The sequence below is a fragment of the Pseudomonas sp. B33.4 genome (assembly GCF_034555375.1).
In the GTDB taxonomy this organism is placed as follows: Bacteria; Pseudomonadota; Gammaproteobacteria; order Pseudomonadales; family Pseudomonadaceae; genus Aquipseudomonas.
Genome location: NZ_CP140706.1, coordinates 4,257,034 through 4,277,164, shown reverse-complemented (window position 1 = coordinate 4,277,164; position 20,131 = coordinate 4,257,034). Strand labels below are relative to the sequence as shown.

Here is a 20,131-nt window from a genome sequence, read left to right as displayed (position 1 = left end):
GGTTTCCGGCGAACGGTTACAGTTTTTTCTCAGGCATGAAAAAACCCGCACAAGGCGGGTTTTTCTTATTGCTGAAAGTACCGATCAGGCGTGCAGGGTTTCTGCCGCATAAAGAGTGTTTTCCAGCAGGCAGGCGCGGGTCATCGGACCAACGCCACCCGGCACCGGCGTGATCCAGCCAGCGCGGGGCAGGGCGGTTTCGTAAACAACGTCACCGACCAGTTTGCCGTCGTCCTGACGGTTGATGCCGACGTCGATCACGATCGCGCCTTCCTTGATCCACTCGCCCTTCACCAGGCCCGGCTTGCCGGCGGCCACGACCACCAGGTCGGCGCGGCCGACATGGCCGGCGAGATCCTTGGTGAAGCGGTGGGTCACGGTTACGGTGCAACCGGCCAGCAACAGTTCCATCGCCATCGGGCGACCGACGATGTTGGAAGCGCCGACGACCACTGCGTCCATGCCATACAGATCAGCACCGGTGCTTTCCAGCAGCGTCATGATGCCTTTCGGCGTGCATGGGCGCAGCAGCGGAATCCGCTGGGCCAGACGGCCGACGTTATAAGGATGGAAACCATCGACGTCTTTGTCCGGACGGATGCGCTCCAGCAGTCTGGAGGCGTCCAGATGCTCGGGCAGCGGCAACTGAAGCAGGATGCCGTCGATTGCAGGGTCGTCGTTGAGGCGATCGATCAGATCGGTCAACGCGTCTTGCGTGGTGTCGGAAGGCAGGTCGTAGGCTTGAGAGAGGAAGCCAACCTCTTCACAGTCTTTACGCTTGTGCGAGACATAAACCTGAGAGGCAGGATCGCTGCCGACCAGGATCACCGCGAGGCCGGGAGTGCGCAGGCCTTGCTGGCGACGCTCGGCAACTCGTTGGGCGATCTGCTGGCGCAGGCTGGCGGCGATCGATTTGCCGTCGATTAGTTGTGCAGTCATTGCGCGTGATTAACCATCGAGAGGGGAAAAAATGAGAACGCATTCTCGCATGTCGAGCGGTGAGGGCAAAGGCGCTTGGTCAGCAAATTCCTCTAACTCCTTTAATTAAATGAATTTTTTTCAAAAAGGATTTGACGACCTTCGGAGCGCTCTATACTATTCGTCGCACTTGTCGGGCACAGCCTAGCACTGGTTAAGAAGGTGAAGCGGAATCAAGGTTCTGCAACACTGGAAAGCACTTAGTTTGTAGTCCTTTAAGAGTACAGATTAATAAGGCGCCCGTAGCTCAGCTGGATAGAGCATCCGCCTTCTAAGCGGATGGTCGCAGGTTCGAGTCCTGCCGGGTGCGCCATTAGGCAGCTTTGGCACAAGTAACGCGATATGGTGGGCGTAGCTCAGTTGGTAGAGCACGGGATTGTGACTCCCGTTGTCGTGGGTTCGATCCCCATCGTCCACCCCATATTTCGAAAGGCGCCAGATGTAACAGTCTGGCGCCTTTGCTTTAAAGCTTCACCTGCGGATGTGGTGGAATTGGTAGACACACTGGATTTAGGTTCCAGCGCCGCGAGGCGTAAGAGTTCGAGTCTCTTCATCCGCACCAATTAAAGCTTCATTCATGTCTTCGGGCTGGTGAGGTTTCAACAAAGAAGTTGTTTGGCTTTTTTGTTACGCAATATGGTGGGCGTAGCTCAGTTGGTAGAGCACGGGATTGTGACTCCCGTTGTCGTGGGTTCGATCCCCATCGTCCACCCCATATTTCGAAAGGCGCCAGATTTAACAGTCTGGCGCCTTTTTTGTTTTAGCGGTTCTGAAAACCGGCGGTCGCCGGTTTCGGGGCGCAGGGGCAGGGCGCTTCGTCGTATTTATGTTGCTCGATGATGCTGCGCTGCTCGCCGGACTTGCTTGCAAGAACGGCCGTCAGGGAGTGATTGGCAACTCTTCTATATATAGAAGCGGTTGGCGCAGAGCCCTGGCGAGATTGGTTGTATTCGCCTGTGGGGCGCGCTGCACTGGTGTAGCGGTCCCGATAAAATGCCTGCTGTTTTTTTACCCGTTTTCAGTAGGGTGACTTCTTGAGTTTGACCCACTAGAATGCATGCCCTTGATTCTGGGGTCGGAAACGGCCGGCTAACGTCTGTGCAACGAGGAATATCCATGCAAGTTTCTGTTGAAAATACTACTGCTCTCGAGCGCCGCATGAGCGTCACCGTGCCGGCTGAGCGCATCGAGACTCAGGTCAACAAGCGTCTGCAGCAGACTGCCCAAAAGGCCAAGATTGCTGGCTTCCGTCCAGGCAAAGTGCCAATGAGCGAAATCAAGCGCCGTTTCGGTGCTGATGCTCGTCAGGAAGCTGTCGGCGACGTGATCCAGTCCTCCTTCTACGAAGCTGTGGTTGAGCAGAAGCTGAACCCGGCGGGTTCGCCATCGATCGAGCCAAAATCGCTCGAAGCTGGCAAGGATCTGGAATACGTTGCTGTATTCGAAGTGTTCCCTGAGTTCACCGTTGCCGGTTTCGAAGGCATCACCGTTGAGCGCCTGAGCGCTGACGTGGCTGACGCTGACCTGGACAAAATGCTCGACATCCTGCGCAAGCAGAACACCCGTTTTGAAGTGGCCGACCGTGCTGCCCAGAACGAAGACCAACTGAACATCGATTTCGTTGGCAAGGTTGACGGCGAAGTATTCGCTGGCGGCTCCGCCAAGGGCACTCAGCTGGTGCTGGGTTCCGGTCGCATGATCCCGGGCTTCGAAGAAGGTCTGGTAGGTGCTAAGGCTGGCGAAGAACGCGTTCTGAACCTGACCTTCCCAGAGGACTATCAGAACCTGGACCTGGCTGGCAAAACCGCCGAGTTCACCGTGACCGTCAACACTGTTTCCGAGCCTAAGCTGCCAGAACTGAACGAAGAGTTCTTCGCTCAATTCGGCATCAAGGAAAGCGGCATCGACGGTTTCCGCACCGAAGTTCGCAAGAACATGGAGCGTGAACTGCGTCAGGCGATCAAATCCAAGGTCAAGAATCAGGTAATGGACGGTCTGCTGGCCACCAACCCGATCGAAGTGCCGAAGGCGCTGCTGTCCAACGAAGTTGACCGTCTGCGCGTGCAGGCTGTTCAGCAGTTCGGCGGCAACATCAAGCCTGATCAACTGCCGGCCGAGCTGTTCGAAGAGCAAGCCAAGCGCCGCGTTGTGCTGGGTCTGATCGTTGCTGAAGTGGTCAAGCAATTCGACCTGAAGCCTGACGAAGCTCGCGTTCGCGAAATGATTCAGGAAATGGCCTCTGCTTATCAAGAGCCTGAGCAGGTTGTGTCGTGGTACTACAAAAACGAGCAGCAACTGAACGAAGTACGTTCGGTTGTGCTGGAAGAACAAGTTGTGGATACTGTTCTGCAGAAAGCTAGTGTGACCGACAAAGCGGTCTCTTACGAAGAAGCAGTCAAGCCGGTAGAAGCTCCAGCAGCCGACTGATTGATTCTGCGTTAAGAAGTACACACCATAAGCCAGCTCTCGAGCTGGCTTATGCGTATTCAAGACATAACTATTTGGGAGCGACTGCAGAGCATGTTCCGTAATTCTTATATTCAGCAGAACTCTGATATCCAGGCCGCCGGCGGCCTGGTCCCGATGGTTGTCGAGCAATCTGCTCGTGGCGAACGCGCCTATGACATCTATTCGCGCCTGCTCAAGGAGCGAGTGATCTTTCTGGTTGGTCCGGTAGAGGACTACATGGCCAACCTGATCTGCGCGCAACTGCTGTTCCTTGAAGCGGAAAACCCGGACAAGGACATCCATCTCTACATCAACTCTCCGGGCGGTTCGGTGACAGCAGGCATGTCGATCTACGACACCATGCAGTTCATCAAGCCGAACGTATCGACCACCTGCATCGGTCAGGCCTGCAGCATGGGCGCGTTCCTGCTGACTGCAGGTGCCCCGGGCAAGCGTTTCTGCCTGCCGAACTCGCGCGTGATGATTCACCAGCCACTGGGCGGTTTCCAGGGCCAGGCGTCGGACATCGAAATCCATGCCAAGGAAATCCTCTTCATTCGCGAGCGTCTGAACACGCTGATGGCCAAGCACAGCGGGCGTACTCTGGAAGAAATCGAGCGCGACACCAATCGCGACAACTTCATGAGTGCAGAAGCTGCGAAGGAATATGGCCTGATCGACGAAGTGATCAACCAGCGCCCAGCTTAAAATAAGCAGCTCAAAATAGGCTTGGTCGGCTTGTCTGATCAGCGGCGGGCTTGAAAAAGCCCGCAATAGCCTTCATCTTGTGTTGCAAGCCTATCGGATTTGGATCGAACGAATGACTGACACCCGCAACGGCGAGGACAACGGCAAGCTGCTCTATTGCTCCTTCTGTGGCAAAAGCCAGCATGAAGTGCGCAAATTGATTGCCGGCCCCTCGGTCTTTATCTGCGACGAGTGCGTCGACCTGTGCAATGACATCATCCGCGAGGAGGTGCAGGAAGCCCAGGCCGAGAGCAGCGCGCATAAATTGCCTTCGCCTAAAGAAATCAGCGGCATCCTAGACCAGTACGTCATTGGCCAGGAGCGTGCGAAGAAGGTTCTGGCCGTAGCGGTGTACAACCACTACAAGCGCCTGAACCAGCGTGACAAGAAGGCTGACGACGTCGAACTCGGCAAGAGCAACATCCTGCTGATCGGCCCGACAGGCTCCGGTAAAACCCTGCTGGCCGAAACACTGGCCCGCTTGCTGAACGTTCCGTTCACCATCGCCGACGCAACCACCCTCACAGAGGCGGGTTACGTAGGTGAAGATGTCGAGAACATCATTCAGAAGCTGCTGCAGAAATGCGATTACGACGTAGAGAAAGCCCAGATGGGTATTGTCTACATCGATGAAATCGACAAGATTTCCCGCAAGTCTGACAACCCGTCGATCACCCGGGACGTTTCCGGTGAAGGCGTGCAACAGGCCTTGCTGAAGTTGATCGAAGGTACGGTCGCTTCCGTACCGCCGCAAGGTGGTCGCAAGCACCCGCAGCAGGAGTTCCTGCAGGTCGACACCCGTAACATCCTGTTCATCTGCGGTGGTGCGTTCTCCGGTCTGGAAAAGGTTATTCAAAACCGTTCCACCAAGGGCGGCATCGGCTTCAACGCAGAAGTGCGCAGCAAGGAAGAAGGCAAGAAAGTCGGTGAATCCCTGCGTGAAGTTGAGCCTGACGATCTGGTCAAGTTCGGTCTGATCCCAGAGTTCGTCGGTCGTCTGCCGGTCCTCGCGACGCTGGACGAGCTGGACGAGGCTGCGCTGATGCAGATCCTCACCGAGCCGAAAAATGCTCTGACCAAACAGTATGCCAAGCTGTTCGAGATGGAAGGCGTGGATCTGGAGTTCCGCACAGACGCGCTGAAGTCGGTCGCCAAGCGTGCCCTGGAGCGTAAAACCGGTGCCCGTGGCCTGCGTTCGATTCTCGAAGGTGTACTGCTCGACACGATGTATGAAATCCCCTCGCAGTCCGAGGTGAGCAAAGTCGTGATCGATGAAAGCGTGATCGAAGGCAAGTCCAAGCCACTGTATATCTACGAAAACAGTGAGCCGACCGCCAAGGCAGCGCCGGACGCGTAAGCGTCCACCGCGCCGCAACAAAGAAGGGGCCTTCGGGCCTCTTTTTTTTTATGTCGTTTTTTACATCCGCTTTGCGCTTGTTTTTTTTCAAGGCAGCCCCCATCTTGGTTTCAAGCTCAATTCCATCTGATTACGGCCATATGGCCGCCGTAGAGGCGAAATCATGAAGACAACCATCGAATTGCCTCTCCTGCCATTGCGTGATGTCGTGGTTTATCCGCACATGGTTATCCCGCTGTTCGTGGGGCGCGAGAAATCCATCGAAGCCCTCGAGGCCGCGATGACGGGCGACAAGCAGATCCTCCTGCTGGCCCAGAGAAACCCGGCTGACGACGATCCCGGTGAAGACGCTCTCTATCGCGTAGGTACCATCGCCACTGTGCTGCAACTGCTCAAGCTGCCTGACGGCACCGTCAAGGTGCTGGTTGAGGGTGAGCAGCGCGGCACGGTCGAGCGCTTCAGCGAAGTCGACGGCCATTGCCGTGCCGAAGTCTCGCTGATCGAAGAAGTCGACGCCGCCGAGCGCGAATCCGAAGTGTTCGTGCGCACGCTGCTGTCGCAGTTCGAACAATATGTACAGTTGGGCAAGAAAGTCCCGGCTGAAGTCCTGTCGTCGCTCAACAGCATCGATGAGCCGGGTCGCCTGGTCGACACCATGGCGGCGCACATGGCGCTGAAAATCGAGCAGAAGCAGGAAATCCTCGAAATCATTGATTTGTCGGCCCGGGTCGAGCACGTTCTGGCCTTGCTGGACGCTGAGATCGACCTGCTGCAAGTCGAAAAACGCATTCGTGGTCGCGTCAAAAAACAAATGGAGCGCAGTCAGCGCGAGTACTACCTGAATGAGCAGATGAAGGCCATTCAGAAAGAGCTCGGTGACAGCGACGAAGGCCACAACGAAATCGAAGACCTGAAGAAGCGTATCGACGCTGCCGGTCTACCGAAAGACGCGTTGGCCAAAGCCACTGCCGAGCTGAACAAGCTCAAGCAAATGTCGCCGATGTCCGCTGAGGCCACCGTGGTGCGCTCGTACATCGACTGGCTGGTGCAAGTGCCGTGGAAGGCGCAGAGCAAGGTTCGCCTGGACCTGGCGCGCGCAGAAGACATTCTCGATGCCGATCACTACGGCCTCGAAGAGGTCAAGGAACGTATCCTTGAATACCTCGCCGTGCAAAAACGCGTGAAGAAAATCCGTGGCCCGGTGTTGTGCCTGGTCGGTCCTCCTGGCGTGGGTAAAACCTCGCTGGCAGAGTCGATTGCCCACGCCACAAACCGCAAGTTCGTGCGCATGGCCCTCGGTGGCGTGCGTGATGAAGCGGAAATTCGAGGTCACCGTCGGACTTACATCGGTTCGATGCCGGGAAGATTGATTCAAAAGATGACAAAAGTGGGGGTGCGCAACCCGCTGTTCCTGCTCGATGAAATCGACAAAATGGGCAGCGACATGCGTGGCGACCCGGCGTCGGCGTTGCTGGAAGTGCTCGATCCAGAGCAAAACCACAACTTCAACGACCACTATCTGGAAGTCGATTACGACCTCTCCGATGTGATGTTCCTGTGCACCTCGAACTCGATGAACATCCCGCCGGCGCTGCTTGACCGCATGGAAGTCATCCGTCTGCCGGGCTACACCGAAGACGAGAAGATCAACATTGCCGTCAAATACCTTTCGCCAAAACAGATCGCCGCCAATGGTCTGAAGAAAGGCGAGCTGGAATTCGATGCAGAAGCGATCCGCGACATCATCCGTTACTACACCCGTGAAGCCGGTGTGCGTGGCCTCGAACGTCAGATCGCCAAGGTCTGCCGCAAGGCGGTGAAAGAGCACGCAATGGAGAAACGCTTCTCGGTGAAAGTGACAGCTGACCTGCTGGAACATTTCCTCGGTGTGCGCAAATTCCGTTACGGTCTGGCCGAGCAACAGGATCAGATCGGTCAGGTAACCGGCCTTGCCTGGACGCAGGTGGGCGGCGAATTGCTGACCATCGAAGCCGCTGTTGTGCCGGGTAAAGGTCAGTTGATCAAGACCGGTTCGCTGGGCGACGTGATGGTCGAATCGATCACTGCCGCGCTCACTGTTGTGCGCAGCCGCGCCAAGAGCCTGGGCATTCCTCTGGACTTCCACGAGAAGCGCGACACGCACATCCACATGCCGGAAGGGGCGACGCCGAAAGACGGCCCTAGCGCCGGTGTAGGCATGTGCACGGCGCTGGTGTCGGCATTGACCGGCATTCCGGTGCGCGCTGATGTCGCCATGACGGGCGAGATTACTCTGCGTGGTCAAGTGCTGGCGATTGGTGGTCTGAAGGAAAAACTGCTGGCGGCTCACCGCGGCGGAATCAAGATCGTGATTATTCCGGAAGAGAACGTGCGTGATCTGAAGGAGATTCCTGACAATATCAAGCAGGATCTGCAGATTAAACCGGTTAAATGGATTGACGAGGTCCTGCAAATTGCGCTGCAATACGCGCCGGAGCCCTTGCCGGATGTGGCTCCGGAGATAGTTGCCAAGGACGAAAAACGTGAGTCTGACTCTAAGGAAAGAATTAGCACGCATTAATATGCTTTTGCCTGGGGGGCTTCCTTGACAGTTTTTTAGAGCCCTTGTTATAAAGCGGCTCTTAAGTGTCTGTAGGCCATTCAGCACTCGTTTTTGCTTTCACCAAAAAACTTAGAATCATCTCAAAATAGATATAAGGGGACTTAGAGTGAACAAGTCGGAACTGATTGATGCTATCGCTGCATCCGCTGATATCCCGAAAGCTGCTGCTGGCCGTGCGCTGGACGCTGTAATCGAATCCGTCACTGGCGCTCTCAAGGCTGGCGACTCCGTTGTTCTGGTTGGTTTCGGTACTTTCTCCGTGACGGACCGTCCGGCTCGTACCGGTCGTAACCCTCAGACCGGCAAGACTCTGGAAATCCCGGCTGCCAAGAAGCCAGGTTTCAAAGCCGGTAAAGCACTGAAAGAAGCTGTTAACTAAGTTTTCAGGTTTTTACCCATCCGGGTCGGGGTCATGCCTGACTTGGCAGCGGAGCGGTAGAGCAGGTCGCTGAAACAGTGGCCTGTAACGCCGGGATCGAGGGTTCGAGCCCTGTCCGCTCCGCCAGTTACGAGAAGGCGCATCCTCGGATGCGCCTTTCTTCTATCCGGATTCTACCCACGCTCCACGGTTGCCTAATTTTGAAGTTCAACCGTTTCTGGGGGACGCATGCTGCAGAATATCAGGGACAATTCACAAGGCTGGATTGCCAAGACCATTATCGGGGTCATCGTTGCACTGATGGCTCTGACCGGTTTCGACGCCATTTTCCAGGCCACGACTCACAAGAATGAGGCGGCCAAGGTCAACGGTGATGAGATCAGCCAGAACGAGCTGAGCCAGGCCGTTGACATGCAACGCCGTCAGCTGATGCAACAGCTGGGCAAGGACTTCGATGCTTCCTTGCTCGACGAGAAAATGCTGCGCGAATCGGCCCTCAAGGGTCTGATCGATCGCAAGCTGCTGCTGCAAGGTGCAGAACAAGCGAAATTCGCTTTCTCCGAAGGCGCACTGGACCAAGTGATCCTGCAGACACCTGAATTCCAGGTGGACGGCAAGTTCAGCTCCGAGCGTTTCGACCAGGTGATCCGTCAACTGGGTTACAGCCGTATGCAATTCCGTCAGATGCTGGCGCAGGAAATGCTGATCGGCCAACTGCGCGCCGGTGTGGCGGGCAGTGGTTTCGTCACCGACGCTGAAGTGCTGGCATTCGCCCGTCTGGAAAAACAGACCCGCGATTTCGCCACCCTGAACGTCAAGGCTGATCCGGCTGCGGTCAAACTGACCGACGACGAGGTCAAGGCCTACTACGACGAGCACGCCAAGGAGTTCATGACTCCTGATCAAGTGATCATCGATTACGTTGAGCTGAAAAAGTCTTCGTTCTTTGATCAGGTTGCCGTCAAGGACGAAGACCTGCAGGCGGCGTATCAGAAAGAGATCGCTAACCTGTCGGAACAGCGTCGTGCCGCGCACATTCTGATCGAAGTGAACGACAAGACCACCGAAGCTCAGGCCAAGGCGAAGATCGAAGACGTCCAGGCGCGTCTGGCCAAGGGCGAGAAGTTCGAAGCGCTGGCCAAAGAGTTCTCGCAGGATCCGGGTTCGGCCAACAATGGCGGTGACCTCGGTTACGCCGGTCCTGGCGTTTACGATCCAGCGTTCGAAAAAGCCCTGTACTCGCTGTCGAAAGACCAGGTGTCCGAGCCGATTCGTACTGACTTCGGTTATCACTTGATCAAGCTGTTGGGTGTGGAAGCGCCGGAAGTGCCGACCCTGGCCAGCCTGAAAGACAAGCTGACCCGCGAGCTGAAAGCCGCACAGGTCGAGCAGCGTTTTGTCGAGGCGACCAAGCAACTGGAAGACTCTGCGTTCGAAGCGTCTGACCTGGCCCAGCCAGCGGCGGATCTGAAACTGACCGTGCACACCTCCAAGCCGTTCGGCCGTGAAGGTGGCGAAGGTGTTGCAGCCAACCGTGCTGTGGTCACCGCTGCATTCAGCACTGAAGTGATCGACGAAGGTGCCAACAGCACCGCCATCGAGCTGGATCCGGAAACCGTGATCGTGTTGCGCTCCAAGGAGCACCTGAAGCCTGCACAACTGCCGCTGGAAAGCGTGAATGCGGCGATCCGTACTCAGCTGACCAAAGAGCACGCCAGCGCCGCAGCCAAGACCAAGGCGGAGAAGCTGATTGCTGATCTGCGTGATGGCAAGGCTGCTCTGGACAAGTCGGTTGACGGGCAGAACTGGAAAGCTACCGAAGCGGCCACCCGTGGTCAGGAAGGTGTTGATCCGGCGGTGCTGCAAGCGTTGTTCCGTATGCCGAAGCCGGCTGCGAAGGACAAGCCGACGTTCACCAGCGTCACTTTGCCGGACGGTAGTCTGATGATTGTGCGTCTGAACGGCGTTAACGAAGCTGCTGCGCCGACGGATGAAGAGAAGGTTCAGTACCGTCGTTTCCTTGCTTCGCGTGAGGGGCAGCAGGACTTTGCGGCGTATCGCAAGCAGTTGGAAGCTCAGGCTGAGATCAAGCGGTTTTGATGGTTGATTGAGCTGTAATGTGGAAGCCCCGGCCTGTGTAGGTCGGGGCTTTTTTTGGGCGTTGGGTAGTGGCGGCCTTTGGGCCGACCATGTTCTTGGGGTTTTGGGGGGATATCCGTTGCTGTGGGTGTTGCCGCTGGCGGTTCCGCCCTTACGGCGGGTCACTTTGGCAAACGCCCCAAAGTAACCAAAGGTCTGTGCCCTGACGTTCGGCCCGCTCGCTGGGGCTCGGGGTTCCTTCGCTCCGGGATCGATCCGGGGGCATCGCCTACGGTTTGCTTCGCTGCACCTCCTCTCGATGTGTTCGACTTCGTCGAACGGTCGCTGCGCTCCCACCCCCGGATCAATCCCTCCACTCAGCCTGCCGACGGGCCTTCAGATTGCAGCCGAGCTAACGCTCATCCTGTTGAGTGGGGCGGCTTTGCCGCGTGGGCCGTACGCAAATCTACATGTGGGAGCGAGCCTGCTCGCGAAGGCGGCCTGTCAATCGACCGATTTCCAGCCGTCTAGCCTCAATCCAGTAGCTCATTGGGTCTCATCCGGCTCTTGTAAAGCCATGGCTTCGAGCTTTGATCGTTACTGACAAAGTCAACACCAACAATCCTGCAACGATCCACGGAAATGTCCCGACCCCAAGGTTCCCCAGCAACAAACCACCCATCACCCCCCCGCCAGCAATCCCGACATTCCACAGCGTAACCAACATCGATTGCGCGGTATCGGCAGCCTCCTTCGCGGTTTTCGCCGAGGCGGTTTGCAGTAGCGATGGCATTGCACCAAACGCCAGGCCCCAAACAGCGGTGGCGATGTACACCACGTTCGGCATGTCGCGCCACAGGCCCAGCGCTATCGCGGAAAGCATGAACAGCCCGGCACTGATCAACACCAGTTCGCGCAGCCAGCGGTCAATCAGGCTGCCGACGATCCATAAGCTCAACACTGAAGCGAGGCCGAATGCCAGCAGCACGCGGTCGACATTGGCATCAAGCCCGGATGGCTGCAGGAACGGCGCGATGTAGGTGTACAACAAGTTGTGCGCGACCACGTAGGTAAGCGTGACCAACAACACGGATCGCACGCCGGGCAAGGTGAATACCTTATGCAGCGGGATGCGGTTTCCTACGCGTTCGCCGGCGAAGTCTGGGACTTGCCAGTGCACCCAGATCACCAGCGCAACGGTCAGTCCGGTCATGATGGCGAAGCTCAGGCGCCAGCCGACCAGGGTGCCGAGCAGGGTGCCTGCGGGGATTCCCAGTGACAGCGCCAGTGGTGCGCCGAGCATCGCTACCGTTATGGCGCGGCCTTGCAAGTGCGGGGCGACCATGCGGCTTGCGTAACCTGCCAGGAGCGCCCAGAGCAACCCGGCAAATATGCCGGCAATAAACCGTGCAATCAGCGTCAGCCAGTACCACTGCGACAGGGCGGTGATGCTGTTGGCGATGGCGAAGCCTGCGATGGCGGCCAGCAGTAGCGGTTTTCTTCGCCAGCCACGGGTGGCGATCGTCAGCGGGATCGCTGCCAGGATCGAACCGAGCGCGTACAGCGTAACCAGTTGGCCGATCAGCGCCTGGGAAACATTCAGGCCGCTGCTCATCTGTGGTAACAGGCCGGCGGGCATGGCTTCGGTCATGACCGTAATGAAGCCGGCGGTGGCCAGTGCCAGCAGTGCGGCGAGGGGTAATCGCTCATGGCGATCTGCGGGTTGTTCAAGTGCGGGGCAACCGAGTTGGGCATCGTTCATGAGTCGGCATCCTTGTGCAGTGTTGACGAAGAGCACAGGGTAGGGCGCTGCACATCGGCGAAAAACGGGTTAAGGTTCCGAACATATCGGACACGGATGTCGGCAATGGGAGGGTGGTATGGATAGCCTGGGCAGTATTTCGGTGTTTGTTCAGGTCGCCGAGACGCGCAGTTTTACTGAGGCTGGCCGGCTGCAAGGGGTGTCATCGTCGGCGGTGGGCAAAAGCATTGCGCGGCTGGAGGCGCGATTGGGCGTGCGGTTGTTTCAACGCACCACGCGCAGCGTCACGCTGACCAGTGAAGGTGCGCTGTTTCTTCAACGCTGTCGCAGGATCCTCGCGGAGGTCGAGGCGGCGGAGTTCGAGCTGTGCGATGCCGCTGCCAAACCCCACGGCAAATTGCGCATCAGCCTGCCGCAGGTGCATGGTTTGGTGATGCCAGTGATGAACGAGTTCATGGCGCTGTACCCGCTGATTGAACTTGATCTGGATTTGACCGATCGCATGGTCGATGTGGTTGAAGAAGGTTTCGACGCCGTGATCCGCACTGGCAAGCCACGGGATTCGCGATTGATGGCGCGAGCGTTGGGCGAATTTCACATGGTGCTGGTGGCCAGTCCGGCGTATCTGGCGCAACGCGGCGTGCCGCAGACGCCCGCCGATCTGGCGGATCACGCGTGCCTTCGGCATACGTTTCATGCCACCGGAAAACTGGAAACCTGGCCGCTGATCCGCGTGCCAGATGCCGCCGAGCCAGCGTTACCGACGCGGCTGGTCAGCACGTCGATCGAAGCGGTGGGGCATGCGGCGCTGGCCGGCATGGGCATTGCGTGTCTGCCGGATTTCATGACGCGTGAGGCCGAGGCGCAAGGCCGCTTGCAGCGGGTGCTCGACGCGCATCTGGAACACACTGGGCAGTTCTGGGTCCTATGGCCATCGAGTCGCCACGCCACGGCGAAATTGCGCGTGTTCATCGATCATCTGGCGTTGCGACTTTTTCCCGCAAACGAGGGTCGATAGAGTTGTAACTGCTTTAAGACACTAATCCATGCGCAGCGGGGCAGCGATCTGTTGCACAATACGCCCCGGACTGTTTTCTCTCAGGATGTTCAATGTTGATTTCCACTCCCATGCGTGTAGTCGGGTTGGCGCTGTTGTTGACCGCTGTTGCCGGCTGTTCGAAAGACAAGCCGATGTATGAGCATGAGAACTTCGATGACTCCGGTACGTTTTCGCGCAATTACCCGGTGACCGACTCGGTCAGTTGCGAAGCGGCTCGCCGTGCGTTGCTCAGCCAGGGCTACATCATTACCAGCAGCGACCCGAAACTGGTCAGCGGCCACAAGAGTTTCCAGCAAACCGGCGACACCCACATGGAGATCAGCTTCAACGTGGTCTGCGCCGATGACGGCAGCGCCGGGCACCATGCGACGATGTTCGCCAATGCCTTGCAGGATCGTTACGCACTGAAGAAGACCAACAACTCGGCCAGTCTCGGCGTGGGTGTGCTGGGCTCGGTGTCGATGCCGATCGGCTCGTCCGACGATTCGATGGTCAAGGTGGCCAGCGAGACGGTGACCGCGCAGAAGTTCTATGAGCGTTTCTTTACGTTGGTCGAGCAGTTCCTGCCGGCAGATGCGAAGAAAGCCGCGCACATCGAAGAGAAACCGAAAGCTGACCTGGGTGTGCCCGAGGTGAAGGCTGCGCCGGCAGCGCTGACGCCAACGCCGACTCCGGCGGCCGAACCTGCAGCAACGCCGGCCCCGGCTGCAGAACCGGCGCCAGCACCTGCCGAGACCGCGCCGATCACCCCGGCGCCGAGCGCAGAACCTGCACCCGCGACCGAAACCATCACGCCACCGACCAACCCGGACATCCCGCCGCCATCCGAGCCGATTCCGGCGATGCCAGCGTCCGGCCAATAAACCAGCCTCAGCCCAAATCCCACAGTGGTTTTTGGGTTGCCTTAAATTTCGTTACATTCCGCGGACAAAAGTCCCGCGATAAATTCCTGACCGTCTGCTACGTTTTATTCATGAAGGCCGGGTTTCACTTTTCCTTCACACGAGCACGTTAAGCTCGAGGCACTGGGCATTTGCTCAGGCCCATTCAAAAGAGCAGCAGGGGGAATTACGCGATGGATGACTATCAAGAAGAGCTGCTCGAATACCAGGCCTTTGAGCTGGATCCTCTGGAGCCCGCCGAAGACGCCACCGAGCTGTAAGCGTCAGGCGGATTTACGATGGCTGCGACGGAATTCGCCGGGCGTCTGACCGCTCCAGCGTTTGAAGGCTCGCTGGAACGCTTCGGCTGAAGCAAAACCCAGCAAGTAGGCGATTTCGCCGAAGGCCAGTTCAGTATCGCGGATGTAGGTCATTGCCAGATCACGGCGCGTGTCGTTGAGGATTGCGCGAAATTGTGTGCCTTCCTCAGCCAGTTTGCGCCGCAACGTCCAGGTCGGGAGCTTCAGACGTGCCGCCACTTCTTCCAGGTCGGGTTCCCGGCCACCATTGAGCAACGGCCCCAACAGCTGAGTGATGCGTTCACGCAGGCTGCGGGTGCGGGTCAATTGTTCCAGTTCCCGCTCACACAACTGCAGCAGATGCCGCCAGGTGCTCGGGCAATGCTCGGGATTACGCTGTGCGAGGCTGTCGAGGTTCAGGCGCAGCTGATTGCGTTCGGCGCCAAACTGGATCGGGCAGTCGCCCAGCAAACTGTAAGCCTCGCGGTAATCAGGCGCTTCGAATTCGATGTCGATGCGTTCCGCGCGCAGCGGCTCGCGGCTGACACTGGAGAGCTGATGCAGCCACCCGGCGATGATCGAGTCCACGACAAAACGGTTATAGGCGTTGTACGGGCTGATCGAATAGAAACGCAGCCACGCGCCATGGACGTCCTCGTGAAAACTCGACTGGCCACGGTAGTTGGAGCCGTACAGCGCCTCGAAACGGATCAGGCAGCGTGCGGCTTCGCGCACGGTTGGCGCTTGGGCGGCAGTGACACCGGCCAACCCGGCCTGGCTCAGGCGACTGAGCTGGCCCATGCGCAAGCCCAGTGCCGAATTGCCGGTCAACTGAATCGCCGCGTGGCCCAGACGCATGTAGCGCGGAATCGACAAGCGTGCCCCGGCCTCGGCCAGTCGCGCGGCGTCCAGACCATATTGCTCGAGCAACGGCTGCGGATCGGCCGCATGACTGCGCACCGCATCGGCGAGGCTGTGCACAAAGCCCACCGACAGATCCCCGAGGCGCATCGGCAGTGGTTTCATGGCTTACAACCAGATGTTCAACAAACGCGCGCCACGGGCCTCGCCATCGGCGAACTGCTGGCCGTTGCTGCTGAGGAAACTCTGACCGGAACTGGCCTTGTCCCAGAACTGCCCGCGCAGGAACACGCTGATGCCGGCAATCGCCCGACTGCTCGGCGGTTGTGCGGTCAGCGTCAGACGATGCCAGGCCTGTCCTTCGGTGACTTCACCGGGTTTGAGGCTGACCGAACCCGGCGTACTTGAACCTTTGTAGCCGCGCCACGGTTGATTCCACGCACCCTGGCCGAACACCTGCGCCGGCACCGCGACCAATTGTGCGCCTTGCTCGTCGAGTGTGCGGTAGTTGTCCGGATACCAACTGTCGCTGCCAATCAGCACGCCGAGGCGTCCGGCCGGGGTGTCGACCACGTTGATCTGGTGTTTGTCTGCGCCTTCGATCACTTCACGCTGATCGAACACCGGGTGCATCTGCCGCTGCGGCTGGCCAAGCGGCACGCCGTCACGGCCGAACACCACGCTGCTGTTGAACAAGGCGCCGCTGCCGGGTTTCAGCCGGCCGTCACGGATGCTCGGTTCCGGCAGCACGATCGAGCCGGCCACCAGTGTCACGTGAAACTCCTTGGCCAGGCCGCCGAACAGGGATTGGTAATCCTTGGCCATCGCCCTGGATTTCATCCGCAGGTACGCGTCGTTGAGGCGGTCGCTGCCATTGGCGCTGAGCCAGGCGCGGGCGAACAACAACGGATTGCTCGCTGCCAGCCAGTTCATCGCCTCGGCAAGGGACGGCGCCTGATACAGCTCGTCTTTCTCGCCGCTGAGCAGCAACCAGGTGCCGACGTTCTCTGGCAAGACCACCACGGTTTTCTCGCTCAGCAGACCTTGATCCTGGGCCTGCTGCAAATACGCCGCGAGTTTGCGGTGCAGGCGTTCGGGGCTTTGATAGTCAGTGGGAAACAGCTCGGGCTGGATGCCCAGCAGATTGCCACGGTCGCCGGGCGTGCCCTGATCAATCGCCACTTTAATGCGTAAGTCCGACAGGTAGTGCCCCGCCGGCCGGTCCGCCGCCCACATGGCGTAGGTAGTAAGGACAGCCACCAGGGCCATGGAAAACGTCAGGTACAAAAGTTTGCGCATGAAAACCAACAACAACCGGGTACAGGGTGTGGCGACTAGGGTAGGGCCCATGGCGCTGGTTGCCAAGGGGCGCTGCGCATTTGGATCAATAAGTTGTCAGTTACGGTCATTGAGTGACAGCGATGCGACTCTTAGTCTGTGGCACATGACTGACGGGAGCCGCAGAGCGCCCGCAACTTTTTCCGTGATCGCTCGTTGTGGAGTTACCGATGACCGCCGCTCATTACCCGCACCTGTTGGCCCCGCTGGACCTGGGATTCACCACGCTGCGCAACCGCACCCTGATGGGCTCGATGCACACCGGTCTGGAAGAAAAGCCGGGTGGCTTCGAACGCATGGCGGCATACTTCGCCGAACGTGCCCGTGGTGGCGTCGGCCTGATGGTCACCGGCGGCATTGGCCCGAACGACGAGGGCGGGGTTTACTCCGGCGCGGCCAAACTGACCACCGAGGAAGAAGCACTCAAACACCGCATCGTCACCCGTGCGGTGCATGAGGCGGGCGGCAAGATCTGCATGCAGATCCTTCACGCCGGGCGCTATGCCTACAGCCCGAAGCAAGTGGCGCCGAGTGCGATTCAGGCACCGATCAACCCGTTCAAACCGAAAGAGCTGGACGAAGAAGGCATCGAGAAGCAGATCAGCGATTTCGTCACCTGTTCGGTACTGGCGCAAACCGCCGAGTACGACGGTGTCGAGATCATGGGCTCGGAAGGTTATTTCATTAACCAGTTCCTCGCTGCGCACACCAACCACCGCACCGACCGTTGGGGTGGCAGTTACGAAAACCGCATGCGCCTGCCGGTGGAAATCGTTCGCCGCGTACGCGAAGCCGTCGGCCCGAACTTCATCATTATTTTCCGTCTGTCGATGCTTGATCTGGTCGAGGGCGGCAGCACCTGGGACGAGATCGTCACCTTGGCCAAAGCCATCGAGCAGGCCGGTGCGACTATCATCAACACTGGCATTGGCTGGCACGAGGCGCGGATTCCGACCATCGCCACCAAAGTGCCGCGTGCGGCATTCAGCAAGGTCACGGCCAAGCTGCGTGGCTCGGTGAGCATTCCGCTGATCACCACCAACCGCATCAACACCCCGGAAATCGCCGAGCAGATTCTTGCCGAAGGCGATGCCGACATGGTCTCGATGGCGCGGCCGTTCCTCGCCGACCCGGATTTCGTCAACAAGGCTGCCGAAGGTCGCGCTGACGAAATCAACACTTGCATCGGTTGCAACCAGGCCTGCCTCGACCACACCTTTGGCGGCAAGCTGACCAGTTGCCTGGTCAACCCGCGTGCTTGTCACGAAACCGAACTCAACTACCTGCCGGTGCAGCAGATCAAGAAGATTGCCGTGGTTGGCGCTGGCCCTGCCGGGTTGTCCGCTGCGACCGTGGCGGCCGAGCGCGGCCATCAGGTGACGTTGTTCGATTCGGCCAGCGAAATCGGCGGCCAGTTCAACATTGCCAAGCGTGTACCGGGCAAGGAAGAGTTCTTCGAAACCCTGCGTTACTTCAAGCGCAAGCTGCAAACCACTAACGTTGAGGTGTGCCTGAACACCCGCGTCGACGTGGCGAAACTGGTTGACGGCGGTTACGACGAAATCATCCTCGCCACCGGTATTGCGCCGCGTGTCCCGGCGATTCCGGGCGTCGACAACGCCAAGGTGTTGAGCTATCTGGACGTGATCCTCGAGCGCAAACCGGTTGGCAAACGCGTGGCCGTGATCGGCGCCGGTGGCATCGGTTTCGACGTCTCGGAGTTCCTCGTCCACGAAGGCGTAGCGACCAGTCAGGATCGTGCCGCGTTCTGGAAAGAGTGGGGCATCGATACGCAACTGGAAGCACGCGGTGGCGTTGCCGGGATCAAAGCCGCACCGCATGCACCGGCCCGCGAAGTGTTCCTGTTGCAGCGCAAGAAAACCAAGGTTGGCGATGGTCTGGGCAAAACCACCGGCTGGATTCACCGTACCGGTCTGAAGAACAAGCAGGTGCAGATGCTCAATAGCGTTGAATACCTGAGCATCGATGATCAGGGTCTGCACATTCGTATTGGCGAAACCGGCGAGCCGCAAGTGCTGGCGGTGGACAACATTGTGATTTGCGCGGGGCAGGATCCATTGCGTGAACTGCACGATGGCCTGGTTGAAGCGGGGCAGAATGTGCACCTGATCGGCGGTGCGGATGTCGCGGCTGAGCTGGACGCCAAGCGTGCGATCAACCAGGGCTCGCGCCTCGCCGCTGAACTTTAAGCTCCACCGCTTCACCTTTCGGAGCGAGCCTGCTCGCGAAGGCGTGGTGTCAGTCGACATAGGTATTGGCTGACACTCCGCTTTCGCGAGCAAGCTCGCTCCCACAGGATTTGTGCACAGCGCGAACCTTATGAGCCTGCTCGCGATGGCGGCTTGTGAGCGACTAGAATGCTGGCTCTGTCCAGATCGAATCGCCGCCCATGCTTTTGCCTCCCTCCGATTGGCTACCCCAAGCCCCCCTCGAACACCTTCATCTGGACTGGCTCGCAGCCGCCAGCGTTGAAGTCGCCATCCTGCGTCTCGACCAGATCGACCCGCTGATCAGCGGCAACAAATGGTTCAAACTCATCGAACACCTCAAAGCGGCAGACCGCGCGGGTGCCGAAGGCATCATCAGTCTCGGTGGCGCGCATTCCAATCATCTGCACGCATTGGCGGCGGCGGGTAAACGGCTGGGGTTCAAAACCGTGGGGCTGCTGCGCGGGCATGCACAGGAAACGCCGACAGTGCAGGATCTGCAGGCGTTCGGCATGCAGTTGCACTGGTTGGGTTACGGTGGCTATCGCGCGCGAAATGAACCAGGCTTTTGGGAGCCTTGGCATGCGCAGTATCCGCAGCTGTATGCGGTGCCCGAGGGCGGCGGTGGATTAGCCGGGGCGCTTGGTTGTGCGGCCATCCAACAGCAGGCGCAAGCGCAACTGCACACACTGGGCTGGAGTGATTATCACGCTTGGTGGCTGCCCTGCGGCACCGGCACGACATTGGCGGGACTGGTGCTGGCCGAAGCAGGCGGCCACCCGGTCTATGGCGCGCTGGCTGTGCCGGACGATCACGGTGTGGCGCCGCAAGTCGAGTCGATCCTGCAAGCCGCAGGGCACGGCAACGGGAGTTATGCACTGCTCGACGCTAGCCGTGGCGGCTTTGCCAGGGTTGATCCGGCGTTGCTGGCGTTCATCGAACAAACCGAGCAGGCCAGCGGCGTTCCTCTGGAGCCGCTGTACACCGGCAAGGCGTTGCTGGCGCTCAAACAGCAGGTCGAGGCGGGCAGGTTCACCATCGGCACGCGGCTGATCTTCATTCATACCGGAGGCTTGCAGGGCTGGCGCGGTTTTATCGCCAGCCCCTGACGG

General features: G+C 58.7%; 14 protein-coding genes and 4 tRNA genes. 14 read left to right on the top strand and 4 right to left on the bottom strand.

The window, feature by feature from the left end:
* Window positions 1-84 precede the first annotated feature (84 nt).
* Window positions 85-939 carry a bifunctional methylenetetrahydrofolate dehydrogenase/methenyltetrahydrofolate cyclohydrolase FolD gene (gene folD / locus U6037_RS18755; RefSeq protein WP_007917331.1) on the bottom strand — a complete coding sequence of 285 codons (855 nt, stop codon included), beginning with the start codon at window positions 937-939 and terminating at the stop codon, window positions 85-87.
* Window positions 940-1,214: 275 nt separating this feature from the next.
* On the opposite strand from folD, the gene U6037_RS18750 reads away from it, so the two are divergent.
* The 10 genes from U6037_RS18750 (at window position 1,215) to U6037_RS18705 (ending at window position 10,611) form a co-directional block, all read left to right on the top strand.
* Window positions 1,215-1,291, top strand: a tRNA-Arg gene (locus U6037_RS18750).
* A gap of 32 nt (window positions 1,292-1,323) precedes the next feature.
* Window positions 1,324-1,399: transfer RNA gene (locus U6037_RS18745), tRNA-His, on the top strand.
* A gap of 56 nt (window positions 1,400-1,455) precedes the next feature.
* A tRNA-Leu gene (locus U6037_RS18740) sits at window positions 1,456-1,540 on the top strand.
* Between the two features lie 77 nt (window positions 1,541-1,617).
* Window positions 1,618-1,693: transfer RNA gene (locus tag U6037_RS18735), tRNA-His, on the top strand.
* Between the two features lie 401 nt (window positions 1,694-2,094).
* Window positions 2,095-3,405 (top strand): trigger factor, encoded by a 1,311-nt coding sequence (gene tig, locus U6037_RS18730; RefSeq protein ID WP_242207556.1) that lies wholly within the window; start codon window positions 2,095-2,097, stop codon window positions 3,403-3,405.
* A 93-nt stretch (window positions 3,406-3,498) separates the two neighbouring features.
* On the top strand, window positions 3,499-4,134 hold the full coding sequence (clpP, locus tag U6037_RS18725) for an ATP-dependent Clp endopeptidase proteolytic subunit ClpP (protein WP_007951559.1): 636 nt from the start codon (window positions 3,499-3,501) through the stop codon (window positions 4,132-4,134).
* 112 nt (window positions 4,135-4,246) lie between these two features.
* Window positions 4,247-5,530, top strand: a complete 1,284-nt coding sequence (clpX, locus tag U6037_RS18720) for an ATP-dependent Clp protease ATP-binding subunit ClpX (protein WP_003223632.1) — start codon at window positions 4,247-4,249, stop codon at window positions 5,528-5,530.
* Window positions 5,531-5,693: 163 nt separating this feature from the next.
* Window positions 5,694-8,090, top strand: a complete 2,397-nt coding sequence (lon, locus tag U6037_RS18715) for an endopeptidase La (protein ID WP_016986884.1) — start codon at window positions 5,694-5,696, stop codon at window positions 8,088-8,090.
* A gap of 148 nt (window positions 8,091-8,238) precedes the next feature.
* Window positions 8,239-8,511, top strand: a complete 273-nt coding sequence (locus tag U6037_RS18710) for an HU family DNA-binding protein (protein WP_003183171.1) — start codon at window positions 8,239-8,241, stop codon at window positions 8,509-8,511.
* A gap of 228 nt (window positions 8,512-8,739) precedes the next feature.
* Window positions 8,740-10,611 carry a SurA N-terminal domain-containing protein gene (locus tag U6037_RS18705; RefSeq protein WP_322844092.1) on the top strand — a complete coding sequence of 624 codons (1,872 nt, stop codon included), beginning with the start codon at window positions 8,740-8,742 and terminating at the stop codon, window positions 10,609-10,611.
* Between the two features lie 535 nt (window positions 10,612-11,146).
* Here the strand turns inward: U6037_RS18705 and U6037_RS18700 are convergent.
* Window positions 11,147-12,352, bottom strand: coding sequence for an MFS transporter (locus U6037_RS18700; RefSeq protein WP_322844091.1), 1,206 nt, complete (start codon window positions 12,350-12,352; stop codon window positions 11,147-11,149).
* Window positions 12,353-12,470: 118 nt separating this feature from the next.
* On the opposite strand from U6037_RS18700, the gene U6037_RS18695 reads away from it, so the two are divergent.
* Both U6037_RS18695 and U6037_RS18690 read left to right on the top strand, forming a co-directional pair.
* The gene (locus U6037_RS18695; protein WP_322844090.1) at window positions 12,471-13,370 is read left to right on the top strand and encodes a LysR family transcriptional regulator; all 900 of its coding nucleotides are present in this window, start codon (window positions 12,471-12,473) and stop codon (window positions 13,368-13,370) included.
* 92 nt (window positions 13,371-13,462) lie between these two features.
* Window positions 13,463-14,275 (top strand): DUF2242 domain-containing protein, encoded by an 813-nt coding sequence (locus U6037_RS18690; RefSeq protein WP_322844089.1) that lies wholly within the window; start codon window positions 13,463-13,465, stop codon window positions 14,273-14,275.
* Window positions 14,276-14,577: 302 nt separating this feature from the next.
* Here U6037_RS18690 and U6037_RS18685 read toward each other — a convergent pair whose 3' ends face one another.
* Window positions 14,578-15,618 (bottom strand): AraC family transcriptional regulator, encoded by a 1,041-nt coding sequence (locus U6037_RS18685; protein ID WP_322844088.1) that lies wholly within the window; start codon window positions 15,616-15,618, stop codon window positions 14,578-14,580.
* 3 nt (window positions 15,619-15,621) lie between these two features.
* Window positions 15,622-16,752 (bottom strand): carbon-nitrogen hydrolase family protein, encoded by a 1,131-nt coding sequence (locus tag U6037_RS18680; protein ID WP_322844087.1) that lies wholly within the window; start codon window positions 16,750-16,752, stop codon window positions 15,622-15,624.
* Between the two features lie 209 nt (window positions 16,753-16,961).
* Here U6037_RS18680 and U6037_RS18675 point away from each other — a divergent pair, with 209 nt between their 5' ends.
* Both U6037_RS18675 and U6037_RS18670 read left to right on the top strand, forming a co-directional pair.
* A complete protein-coding gene (locus tag U6037_RS18675; RefSeq protein ID WP_322844086.1) occupies window positions 16,962-19,001 on the top strand; it encodes an NADPH-dependent 2,4-dienoyl-CoA reductase in 2,040 nt (679 codons plus the stop codon).
* Between the two features lie 200 nt (window positions 19,002-19,201).
* Window positions 19,202-20,128, top strand: a complete 927-nt coding sequence (locus U6037_RS18670; RefSeq protein ID WP_322844085.1) for a 1-aminocyclopropane-1-carboxylate deaminase/D-cysteine desulfhydrase — start codon at window positions 19,202-19,204, stop codon at window positions 20,126-20,128.
* Window positions 20,129-20,131 lie beyond the last annotated feature (3 nt).